This is a genomic window from Methylobacterium sp. 22177 (assembly GCF_052045615.1).
In the GTDB taxonomy this organism is placed as follows: domain Bacteria; phylum Pseudomonadota; class Alphaproteobacteria; order Rhizobiales; family Beijerinckiaceae; genus Methylobacterium; species Methylobacterium radiotolerans.
The window spans coordinates 1-11,324 of sequence record NZ_JBQEPK010000082.1; the positions used below are offsets into that span (position 1 = coordinate 1).

Genomic DNA, 11,324 nt, shown 5'->3' on the forward strand with positions numbered 1-11,324 from the left:
GAGGACGGACAGACGGGAACGAAGCGGCACAAGCCGGAGGATGTCGTCGCCAAGCTGCGGCAGGTGGATGTGCTGGTCTCCCCGTGGGCCAGAGCGTCGGGGACGCGATCCGCACGATCGGCGTGACGGAGGCTACGTACTATCGCTGGCGCAAGGAGTACGGCGGCCTGAAGAGCGACTAGGTCCGGCGCATGAAGGACCTGGAGACCGAGAACCACCGGCTCCGGAAGGCGATCGCAGATCTCACGCTCGACAAGCTGATCCTGCAGGAGGCTGCCCGGGGAAACTGACCAGCCCCGCGCGCCGACGCGCCTGCATCGAGCATGTGATGGACGTCCTGGACGTCTCCGAGCGCCGCGCGTGCCGTACGCTCGGTCAGCATCGTTCGACGCAGCGCAAGGTGCCGCGGGGCAGAGACGATGAGGCGGCGTTGACCGCCGATCTCGTAGAACTGGCGCGCCGGTACGGGCGCTACGGCCACCGGAAGATCGGCGCGCTGCTGAAGGCGGCCGGCTGGTTGGTCCACGACAAGCGGGTCGAGCGGATCTGGCGGCGCGATGGGCTGAAGGTGCCCGGCCGCCAGCCGAAGAAGGGCCGGCTGTGGGACGGGGATGGTTCCTGCATCCGGCTCAAACCGGAGCGGCGCGACCACGTCTGGGCCTACGACTTCGTCGAGGCGCGCACCCATGACGGGCGCAAGTTCCGGATGCTCAACGTCGTCGACGAGTTCACCCGCGAATGTCTGGCGATCCGCGTTGCGCGCAAGCTGAAGGGAGCTGACGTGATCGACGTGCTCTCGGACCTGTTCATCCTGCGCGGCGTGCCCGAGCACGTTCGTTCAGACAACGGGCCCGAGTTCATCGCCAAGTCGGTGCAGTCCTGGATTGCGGCTATTGACGCGAAGGCCGCCTACATCGCGCCAGGCTCACCGTGGTGAGAACGGCTTTGTCGAAAGCTTCAACGCGCGATTGCGGGATGAACTCCTGAACGGCGAGATTTTCTACACCCTGAAGGAGGCACAGATCATCATCGAAAGCTGGCGTCGGCACTACAACACGATCCGCCCGCACGGTGCGCTTGGCTATAAGCCACCAGCGCCGGAGGTGTTCGTGCCAGCCATGACCGCTTGGCCGACTGCGCTCGCCCGACCGGCTCCGTCGGCCAAGCTACCCGTAGAGCAGAGGCCGACCCTGCACTAACTTTGAACTCGGACCACCGCGTGGGGGCTGGTCACAGGCATGCAGTGCGCAGGTTGCCGCGCAGTTCAGCGACATCCGCCTCCGCTCTGGCGACGAGCTCCGGATCAGCTGGAACGAACACGTCCGGCGCACCCGTGAGCGCGTAGAGGAGGTAGGCGGGAACTGCGAGCTCGATCCTTTGGCGGTCGGTCAGGACAGGCATTAGGGCATTTACCGAACCTGCCAGCACCGGAAAAGGCCAGACTGGTTCGGAGACGTTACCCGGTTCGGCTACCGTGCAAGGAAAACTGTCGATTTTCGTACATGTGTCAAAATAGGATAAATGTCTGAGAAGGGTGGCTTTCGGGCGGTCCGCTATCGTTCGCGACCTGGGGCAAAACGGACGAAGGCGCGCCATCTAGGGTTCATAGACACCGCTCTTAAAGAACGACATGCCATCATACCGGGCATGCCACTGAAGCGCACTGCCACTGCAATCATTTTGATGTCGCTTATGGTCTGCCGTGCAACAGGTGCGGCAGCCACAGAAGTGAACAGCGGCTCGTCCAAGGACGTTGTATTTATCTACCTCGTACCGAGCGATCGTTCGTTCTCAGATACATATCCTGCCAAAATTACATTCGCAGCAAAACATTTCCAGTCGTGGCTCGGACAAAAACTGGGCGGCAATACATTTCGATTGTCCTATCCCGTCGTCCGGGTTGTTCGTTCCGACAAGCCCGCAAAGTGGTTCAGCTCAGTCGAGCGATACAGTGGTTACAGTGCTTTCTACCGCAACACGTTAGACGAACTCACGCGACTAGGTGCCGCCAAGCTGAACGATCCACGGGCGCGCTTCATGGTCTACGTGGATGCCGATCACGCCTGCGGACAGTCCGGCGCCGGCGGCAATGGCGTCGCTGTGGTTTCAGCAAACGATCTCCGTGGTCTCAGCGGTGAAAAGATTGTGCCAGCTTGTGATAGGGCGAACGGCGCTGAGATTGCGGGGCGCTGTCGATGGATCGGAGGAATGGGTCATGAGCTGCTGCATACCCTCGGCTTGATCCACCCGGACCACTCGCCAGCATGCCAGACATCTCAGTGCCGTTCCGAAGCCTTGATGATGCAGGGATACATTACGTATCCGAAGGCCGTCCTTCTTGAGGAGGAAGGTTCGCTCTTGAACCGATCCTCCTTCGTGAGCGCCCGCCATACCGATAGTCCTATCGACTGCTCGCTTCCCTAATATGCCTCAGCATGTCCGCTCCTGAGCGATGCTCGGCGGACCACAGATGACCGGGTTGGGTGGATTGCCGCCGGTCTTCTTTCGCGCAAAATTCGGCAAGAGCCGACATCAAAATCCAAGTCAAACACCTATCAGGTTGACCGAACCGAAGTGATGATCGTTCGATGTAAGCAGACGCATCGAGCCGGTGTCTGTGGTCTCGCTCACGGGGCCAAGCCCATGAAATCTCGCATCGGAGCGGGATCCGTCCGGAGAGCTGAGGCCTGCCCCTCATAGACGACATGGCCGTTGTTAAAGCCGTAGACCCGGTCGGCGAAGCTAAGGACCGCCGCGACGTTCTGCTCGACCACGACGATCGTGCGCCCTTCCTGGGCAAGACGCTTCGTCAACTCGACCAGATCCTGCACGATCAGGGGGGCCAGCCCCTCGAAGGGCTCGTCGAGGAGCAGGATGCGGGGGTCGCGGATCAGGGCGCGGGCGATCGAGAGCATCTGCTGCTCGCCCCCCGAAAGGGTCCGCGCCCGCGAGGTGCGCCGCTCCTTCAGGCGGGGGAAGATCTCCCAGATCCGCTCGATAGGCCACGCCCCGGACGCGGTCAGGCGGGCGACGCGGAGATTTTCCTCGACTGTCAGGCCGCCGAACACCGCCCGCTCCTCCGGCACAAGTTGCATGCCAACGCGGGCGATCTTCGAGGGGGGAAGACCGTGGATCGGCTTGCCGTCCAGCCGAATCGTCCCGCGCCGGGGGCTCAGCACGCCCATGAGGGTGCGCAGCGTCGTGGTCTTGCCCGCGCCGTTGCGGCCGAGCAGGGCCACCACCTCGTTTTCCTCGACCCGCAGGGAGACGCCGAACAGGACGTGCGAATCGCCGTAGAGGGTGTCGATGTCCTCGACTTCGAGCAGGCTCATGCGGCGCTCCCGAATTTGGCGCCGGCTTCCGCAGGTCCGGCTCCGAGATAGGCCCGTTGCACTGCGGCGTCCCGGCGGACGAGGTCGGTGGGGCCGTCGGCCAGCAGGCGGCCCTCGCACAGGACAGTGATCCGCTCGGCCAGTTCGAAGATGGCGTCGAGGTCGTGCTCCACGACGACGACCGTACAGGCCTTCGCGATGCGCCGGATCAGGGAGCAGGTCGCCGCCCGCTCCGACAGGCTCATGCCCGCCAGCGGCTCGTCCAGAAGCAGGACGTTCGGGCTGGTGGCGAGCGCCATGCCGATCTCCAGCCTTCGCTTCTCGCCATAGGCCAGGACGCTTGCCGGGGTTCCGGCCCGCTCGCCGAGATCGAGAAGGTCCATTAGGGTCGCGACCTGCGCCTCCACCTGGGTGCGGCCATCGGCGGGGGCGAGGAGATCCAGGCGGAAGCCGCCCCGCGCCCGTGACAGCGCCGCCACCCGCAGGTTGTCCCGCACCGTCAGATTCAGGAAGAGCTGGTTGAGCTGGTTGCTCTTGGCGACGCCCCGCCGGGCCGCCCGGCTCACACCGCCCCCGGTCAGCCGCTCTCCGAACAGCAGCACCTCGCCCGCGCTCGGGCTCACCTCGTCGGAGAGCATCTTGAACAGGGTGCTCTTGCCTGCCCCGTTCGGCCCGATCACCGCATGGATCGACCCCCGGCGCACGGTGAAGCTCACGCCGTCCACCGCTTTCAGGCCGCCGTAGTGCCTGGCGAGCCCGCGCGCCTCCAGGGCGATCTCCCCGTGCGCGCTGCGTCCGTCCACCGCCGGGCGCGGCATCGGCAGGGCGATCTCGGCCGGGATGGCGCGGGCCGGTGTCTCGCCGCCCGCCTCGATGGCCTCCGTCCGGGCGAACTCCGCGCGAAGGCGCCGGGCCTCGTGGCGGCGGTTCCAGAGATGCACGATCTCCCCGCAGATGCCCCTGCGCAGGCCGATCACGAGACCGATGAAGGCGAGCCCCAGGACGAGCTTCCACAGGGGGCCGAGGCCGGGGATGAGTTGCAGGTTGTCGCGCAGCCAGAGCCAGAGGGCCGCGCCGACGAGCGGCCCGACCAGGGTGCCGACCCCGCCGACGATGGTCTGCACCACGAGTTGCCCCGAGGTCTCCAGGGCGAAGGCATCCGGCGGCATGTAGCTCTGGAACGGCCCGAGCATCGCCCCGGCGAGCCCGGCATAGAGGGCGGCGATGGTGAAGGCGGCGAGCTTGTAGGCTGGGACGTCGTGGCCGAGCATCGCCACGCGGGCGGTGTTTTCCTTCACCGCCCGCAGGATCAGCCCGACGGGAGATTTCGCGATGCGGCGGGCCAGGACGAAGCCGACAAGGAAGGTGGCCGCCAACAGCGCGTACATCGGCAGCCCGGCGGTGATCCGCACCGCGTTCGCCCCGAAGCCGATCGTCGGAAGGGGCACCCCGGCGATGCCGTTCTCGCCGCCGGTCCAATCGGAGAGCGGGGAATTCTCGATAAAATAGGCCATCTGGCCGAAGGCCAGGGTGATCATGGCGAAGTAGATGCCGATGCGCCGCACGGCGAGCCAGCCGACGAGGAGGCCGAACAGGCCCGCCGCCAGCGTCCCGGCCAGGAGGGCGAGCCAGACGCTCCCCACCGTGCCGGAGACAAGGAGGGTGGCGGCGACGAAACCGCCCGTCCCGTAGAAGGCCGCCTGCCCGAATGAGAGGAGGCCAGTGAGACCGAATAGGATGTCGAGCCCAAGGCCGAACAGCGCCCAGTTGAGCGCCCGCGACAGCAGATCGTGCGAGAAGCCCAGCGGCGGCAGCAGGACGGGGGCGAGGACTAGGAAGGCAGCGAGGACCAGTTCGGGGAGGATGCGGCGGAGGGCAGGGGGCATCACACGCGGCCCTCCGTGCCAAACAACCCTTGCGGGCGCGCTACCAGGACGAGGGCCATCAGGCCGTAGAGCATCACCTCCGAATAGGCGGAGCTGAAGGCGCTCGTCAGGCTGATTACCTCACCCGCGATCAGCCCGCCCACCACCGCGCCGGGGAACGAGCCCAGCCCGCCCAGCACGATGACCACGAAGGATTGCACCATGAAGCTCGCGCCCATGTCGGGCGTCACCGAGACGACGGGGGCGTAGAGCATGCCGGCGAGCCCCACCGCGACGATGCCGATGGCGAAGACGAGGAGGAAGGTGCGGCGCACATCGATGCCGAGGATGCCGACCATGCCGGCATTCTCGATCCCCGCCCGCACCACGAGGCCGATCGCCGTCCGGTAGAGGACGAGGTAGAGCCCGACGAGGAGCGCCGCGACGATGCCGATGAGCTGGAGCCGGTAGGTCGGGTAGACGAGAAAGCCGAGCTTTGTCGCCCCGACGCCCCAGGAGGGCACCGGCACCCGCTGGCTGTTCCCGCCGAACCAAGCGCGCAACGCCTCCACGAGGACGATGCCGATGCCGTAGGTGACGAGGATCTGGTCCTCGTCGGGCCTCGCGTAGAAGTGGCGGATCACCAGCCGCTCCATGGCGAAGCCGAGGATCAGCATGATGGCGCAGCCGCCCAGCAGGGCGAGCAAGAAGGAATGCGTCGCCGACATCATCACGAAAGCGGTGTAGGCCCCCACGGCGAACAGCGCGCCGTGGGCGAAGTTCAGGACACCGAGCGTCCCGAGGATGATGGTGAGCCCGCTGGACACGAGGGCGAGAAGGCTTCCGAGGGCGAGGCCGTTGAAGGCCTGGGAGAGGAGAACCGCCGTGCTGGGCATGGCCGGTCCCTCAGGTGTAGGGGCCGAGCTTGCAGCCGAACAGGTCGGGCGCATTCATCACGCTCTCGCCCTCGACCACGTCCACGATCTCGTAGAAATCCTCCGGCCCCTTCATCGCGCCGGGCGTCTTGCCCTTCAGGATCGGAATCGGCCGGACCATCTGATGGTCCTCGGCGCGGTAATAAACCTTGCCGATGGTCGAGTTGTAGGGCTGGCTCTTCGAGGCCTCCATCGCCTTGATCATATCGACCGGGTTGAATCCGCCGACCCGTTCCGCCGTGAGCGCCCAAAGGTAAGTTTGCATGTAGGCGATGTGGGCGCCCCAGCGCGGGTGATACTTGTTCTTCTCCAGAAAGCTCGCCACGAACGTCTTGGCCAGCGGATAGCGGTCCTCCAGCGTCCACCAGAAATCGCAGGAGCCGTAGACGCCCTGCATCAGTTCGGCGCCCAATTCCTTGTCCTGGAAGGAGGACAGGTTCGGCACGACGAGCTTCATGCTCGACAGGACGCCGAACTGCTCGGCCTGCTTGGTCGAGGCGACCGCATCCGCGCCGAAGCAGATGTTCACGAAAACGTCGGCGCCGCTATTGGCGATGTTTAGGAGCGCCGAGCTGTAATCGGCGGTGCCCAGCGGCACGGTCTCCTTCAGAACCTGCGTCCAGCCCGCCTCCTTGGCGAACTTGGCGAAGGATTCGTAGACCGTCTGGCCGTAGGTGTAGTCCGGCACCAGGAAGGCCATCTTGCGCTTGGGGCCCAGCGCCTTGGCGACCACCGGGGCCAGCGCCTTGGCGGCCATGTAGGCGTTCTGCTGCGAGCGGAAGCCGTAGCGCTGGCAGTTCTTGCCGGTGACGTCGTTCGAGCCGGCGATGCCGACCATGTAGAGGACCTTGTCGCGGCTCGCGAGCTCTTCGAGGGCGATGGCCTCCGAGCTGCTGACCGAGCCCGAGAACTGAATCGCCTTGTCCCGCTGGATGAACTGCGTCGCCGCCTGGACCGCGACGTTGGGCTTCCCCTCCGTATCGGCGACCTTGTAGCGGATCTGGCGCCCGAGGACGCCCTTGCCCTTGAGGCCCCAAACGGCCGGGATCTCGCCGCCCGCATTGATCTGCGCGATGGCGAGTTCGTAGCCGAGCTTGAGGTCGCTGCCGTCACCGGAGAAGACTCCGGTCAGGGGCATAGTCAGGCCGAGGAAGACGGACTCGGCGCCGACGCCCTCCGGGAAGGTGCCAATCGTGGCGGGCGCCTGCGCCCGGGCCAAACCTGGCAGCATCAGTCCGGCGGCGCCCCCGAGGAGCAGCTTGCGACGGTCGAACAGCATGGCACATCTCCGCTCAGGCAGGGGTCGGGACAAAGCTCAGCAAGTCACGCGCCGTCGCCGGGGATGCACGTGAGGACGGCCGCCGAGGGCGGAGCCGAGGCGGTATCGCGAAAAGTCGCGGGGGCGAGGCGGCGGCGGTTCACCGCGAGGTCGAACACGTCGAAGCGGTTGTAGTAGCCGACCACATCGTGGAACTGCTTCGGCTCTATGCAGGCCGCCAAGTCGATCTCGGCGTAGAGGATTCCCTCCTCCTGCAGCGCCTCGCCGATCTGGGTGCCGGTGGGATCGAGGAAGAACGAGGCCGCGCGCGGGGTCCCTTCCAGCACTTCGGCGGCCCCGGGATCGCAGGCGGCGATGGTATCGAACGCCGCCCGGTCGAGCGCGCTTGCGGTGACGAGGCCGAAGACCTTGGCCTCGAAGCAATGGGCGCCTGCCCGGAGACGGTTGGCGGCGAGGTTGTCGTAATTGCCCCCACCCGCCGGGCGCCGCGTCGGCCAGACCGGCGGCCAGGACGAGATGTGGAACTGCTCGCCCTGTGCCATCAGGCTGTAGCGGGCCAGCGGGTTGGTGTTCTCGCCGCAGATGAGCTGGCCGATGCGCCCGATCGCGGACTCGACCACCCGCAGCCCGGCCCCGTCCCCCGCAGCCCAGATCAGTTTCTCGTAGAAGGTCGGGACGAGCTTGCGGTGGTGGTTGAGGATGTTGCCGTCCTCGCCGATCAGCAGGTTGCTGTTCCACAGGCATCCGACGCTCACGGGCGACCGCTCGCTGATGCCGATGGACACGATGATCCCCGCCGCCTTCGCGGCTTCGCGGATGCAGGCTACTTCCGGCCCGTCGACCAGGATCGACTGGTCGGCCATGCGGGCGAACAGGTCGTGGTTGTCGATCGGCGCCGCCAGGGCGGCCCAGACTGGAAAAGCCGGGATGAAGGTTTCCGGGAAGGCGACGAGGGCCGCGCCGGCCCTGGCCGCCTCGTGGATGAGGGAGACCGCCTTGTCCGTCGTCGCCGTGGCATCGAGGAAGACCGGTGCGGCATGGATGGCCGCCGCCTTGAAACGGGGATGCATGAAACGGGGATTCCTAGATTGCCCTTTCGAGGCCGAGCTTAGGCAGCCTGTCCGCCGCTTGAAGCGGCCAATTCCGCAAGTGCCCTTGCATGGATCCCGAGCCGCAGACGTGGCGCGACTCTTGCGGCGTGCGAGACCATGCGTGCCCTCGATCAGCTCGACTGGGATGACCTGAAGGTCTTCGTCCATGCCGCCCGTGGGGGCAGCCTTGCGGGTGCAGCCAAGAGGCTGCGGGTCGATCAATCGACTGTCAGCAGACGCCTCGCCCATCTGGAAGCTGCCCTGGGCGTCGCCCTGTTCGAGCGCGTGCCCTCCGGTCTGCGCCTCAGCGAGGCGGGTCAGCGCTTGCTGCGCCACGCGGAGCGGGTGGAGAGCGCCATCATCGCCATGGAGGAGGAGGTCACCCCCGGATCGGGGCAGGCCGGGGGCCGCGTCCGGCTCGCGACGATGGAGGGCATCGCCTCTCTCTACCTCGCCGAGCGGTTCGTGCGCCTGCACGAGACGCACCCCGACCTCACCGTCGAGCTGCTGACATCACCCCAGACGGTCTATGTGAACCGCCGGGAGGCCGACCTCTTCCTGAGCTTCTTCGAGCCACCGGGGCAGGGGCTCGTCTCCGAGCGGATTGGCCGCTTCCGGCTCGGGCTCTACGCCTCACCGGGCTACCTCGACCGGGCGGGAACGCCACGATCCATCCAGGATCTAGAGCGCCACGCCTTCGTGACCTACGTCGAGGATCTCGTGCAGGTCGATTGCGTGCGTTGGCTCGACGAGATCATCGCGAACCGTCGTACTGTGTTTCACTCGACAAGCATGATCGCCCAGAAGCAGGCGGCGGCCGGCGGGCTCGGCATCGTCCTTCTCCCAAGCTTCGCGGTTGCTGGACGTGACCTCCTGGTCCCCGTAATGCACGATGACTTGTCGACGACCAGAGATCTCTGGCTCAACGTCCACACCGATCTGCAATTCGCGCCCCGCATTAGGGCAGTCTCCGCCTTCCTGAAAACCCTGTTCCGCTCCGACCCCTCGCTGCAGATTGGTGTTCGGCTCTCGCAACCGGTCATGGTTTTACGGCCCACGATATCTTCGAAGGACTGCCCCGAAACCGCCGTGCATTTTAATCATTGAATACAAAATTTATTACAACTGTTGTCCGATAGGAATTTGGAGAAATCGGTTCGATGAATAATCAATGATCTGCCGTTTGATTCTATCTTACTTCTACGATCAAGCTTCCATTCTGATGGAAATGTCCGCTTTGGGGAACCGCACCAATCGTTTCCTGTGACCAAGTTGGGTCGCAAGCGGAACGTCCGCATACGCCCCCATCTTCAGAGCCTTCGTTCGGGTGTCTCTTCGCCTCGTCGGCATGGGCCGGCGAGGAGACAGACGATGGGACACTCAGCACACGATCCGGCAACGAAGGGGCGGCCAGCCTGGAACGCTGGCCGCAAGCTCGGCGCCAAGCGCGCCCTCAAACCTCAGCAGGTTTGGGCCATCCGGTTCTGGCTCGACCGCGAACGGCGTACACGCGACCGGGCTATGTTCGACCTCGCCATCGACAGCAAGCTACGTGGCTGTGACATCGTCAAGCTTAAGATCGGCGACCTGATCAGCGGTGGTCGCGTCCGTAGCCGGGCCATCGTCATCCAGCGCAAGACCAGCCGGCCGGTCCAGTTCGAGCTGCTCGAACCTGCACGAACCAGCATTCTGACATGGCTGGAAGCCAGGGGTGGTACGCTCGACGACTATGCCTTCCCGAGTCGGCTCGACGGCGTCACGCACATCAGTACCCGGCAGTATGCGCGCCTAGTCGATGAGTGGGTCGCAGGCATCGGGCTGCGCAGCGAGGACTATGGCACCCACTCCCTGCGCCGCACGAAGGCGTCGTTGATCTACAAGCGGACCGGCAACCTACGGGCGGTTCAGATCCTGCTCGGCCATACCAAGATCGAGAGCACGGTCAGGTACCTCGGTGTTGACGTCGAGGATGCCCTGACCCTGGCCGAAGGAACTGAGATTTGAGCGCTCGGCCCCTCGGCTTCTGCGTCGAGGGGCTCCGAGACCAGCCCAGCAGCAATGCGCCCATCCCGGTCATTCAGATGGCTTTGTCGACATCCCGTAAGCGGACGTTGCCGCCTGCGATCGGCCGTTCGCATAAGGGGCACGCTACGGAACAAGGCGCACCGTGATAGTCCGCGAACGCGTGCGCTTCAGTGTGAGCCCTGGCAAGGCCCGCCTTCAAGCTGTCAAGAGGCAGCGGGCTACGGCTGGTTTGGGTAGATTTCTGCCAGTCCGCATCCGGGCGGCTTGGCGATGAAGCGGACATCGCCGCCGCGCCCGTCTCCGACCGAGGCTGTGTCAAAACTCGAATGCCGTCGGACGTTGTAGAAAAATGTTCTCTCGAAGGAGGGTGCCACCGACCTGACGGGCCTCTCGTTACCATCGGCCGGTCGCTTTGGAGATCCCTCGCGGTTGCTGTGGAGACGTTTGTTCTACGACTTCGCAGCACATCCACGTTTTGACACAGCCTCGACCCAACTTTGCCGTTCAGCGCCGTCCGTGTGTCACCTGAAAGCGGTGTAAGCGCTGTCCTCAGGCCACGGCTTTGAGGGCTGGCGTTGGCTGGTAAGCCCAGGGCAGCAGATCATCGAGGTGCCGCTGCGGATGGCCCTCGACGATGCGGGTGATGACGTCGGCCAGGTAAGCCTGCGGCTCGACGCCGACGAGCTTGCAGGTCTCGACCAGCGAGGCGATCACCGCCCAGTGCTCGCCCCCGTGGTCCGAACCAGCAAACAGGGCATTCTTCCGGTTCAAAGCCAGCGGCCGGATCGCGCGCTCGA

Annotated in this window: 10 protein-coding genes and 1 pseudogene; 4 read left to right on the plus strand and 7 right to left on the minus strand. The window is 65.3% G+C overall.

The features are described 5' to 3' along the window. Positions 1-54: 54 nt before the first annotated feature. Positions 55-1,199, plus strand: a pseudogene (locus ACTJK8_RS31285) (IS3 family transposase). A 31-nt stretch (positions 1,200-1,230) separates the two neighbouring features. Here the strand turns inward: ACTJK8_RS31285 and ACTJK8_RS31290 are convergent. Continuing rightward, positions 1,231-1,401, minus strand: coding sequence for a hypothetical protein (locus tag ACTJK8_RS31290; RefSeq protein ID WP_440763117.1), 171 nt, complete (start codon positions 1,399-1,401; stop codon positions 1,231-1,233). A gap of 120 nt (positions 1,402-1,521) precedes the next feature. On the opposite strand from ACTJK8_RS31290, the gene ACTJK8_RS31295 reads away from it, so the two are divergent. Further along, entirely contained in the window at positions 1,522-2,424 is a 903-nt protein-coding gene (locus tag ACTJK8_RS31295; protein ID WP_440763118.1) for a hypothetical protein, read from the plus strand. Positions 2,425-2,627: 203 nt separating this feature from the next. On the opposite strand, the gene ACTJK8_RS31300 is transcribed toward ACTJK8_RS31295, so the two are convergent. From ACTJK8_RS31300 to ACTJK8_RS31320, 5 genes are read right to left on the minus strand one after another with little or no spacing between them, the layout of a single operon-like run. Continuing rightward, complete coding sequence (locus ACTJK8_RS31300) at positions 2,628-3,332, minus strand: ABC transporter ATP-binding protein (RefSeq protein WP_058606374.1); 705 nt, start codon at positions 3,330-3,332, stop codon at positions 2,628-2,630. Continuing rightward, positions 3,329-5,218, minus strand: coding sequence for a branched-chain amino acid ABC transporter ATP-binding protein/permease (locus ACTJK8_RS31305; protein ID WP_440763119.1), 1,890 nt, complete (start codon positions 5,216-5,218; stop codon positions 3,329-3,331). Before ACTJK8_RS31305 ends, ACTJK8_RS31300 begins: the two co-directional genes overlap by 4 nt. Then, positions 5,218-6,093, minus strand: coding sequence for a branched-chain amino acid ABC transporter permease (locus tag ACTJK8_RS31310; protein ID WP_058606372.1), 876 nt, complete (start codon positions 6,091-6,093; stop codon positions 5,218-5,220). The genes ACTJK8_RS31305 and ACTJK8_RS31310 overlap by 1 nt, the downstream gene beginning before the upstream one ends. Positions 6,094-6,103: 10 nt before the next feature. Beyond that, on the minus strand, positions 6,104-7,411 hold the full coding sequence (locus ACTJK8_RS31315; RefSeq protein ID WP_440763120.1) for a substrate-binding protein: 1,308 nt from the start codon (positions 7,409-7,411) through the stop codon (positions 6,104-6,106). A gap of 44 nt (positions 7,412-7,455) precedes the next feature. Further along, positions 7,456-8,481, minus strand: coding sequence for a carbon-nitrogen hydrolase family protein (locus ACTJK8_RS31320; RefSeq protein ID WP_058606370.1), 1,026 nt, complete (start codon positions 8,479-8,481; stop codon positions 7,456-7,458). 138 nt (positions 8,482-8,619) lie between these two features. On the opposite strand from ACTJK8_RS31320, the gene ACTJK8_RS31325 reads away from it, so the two are divergent. Further along, positions 8,620-9,609 carry a LysR family transcriptional regulator gene (locus tag ACTJK8_RS31325; RefSeq protein WP_440763121.1) on the plus strand — a complete coding sequence of 330 codons (990 nt, stop codon included), beginning with the start codon at positions 8,620-8,622 and terminating at the stop codon, positions 9,607-9,609. 264 nt (positions 9,610-9,873) lie between these two features. Further along, positions 9,874-10,506 carry a tyrosine-type recombinase/integrase gene (locus tag ACTJK8_RS31330; protein WP_012322182.1) on the plus strand — a complete coding sequence of 211 codons (633 nt, stop codon included), beginning with the start codon at positions 9,874-9,876 and terminating at the stop codon, positions 10,504-10,506. A 570-nt stretch (positions 10,507-11,076) separates the two neighbouring features. On the opposite strand, the gene ACTJK8_RS31335 is transcribed toward ACTJK8_RS31330, so the two are convergent. Then, positions 11,077-11,324, minus strand: a 248-nt coding sequence (locus ACTJK8_RS31335; protein ID WP_440763027.1) for a transposase domain-containing protein, incomplete at its 5' end; no start/stop codon positions are given.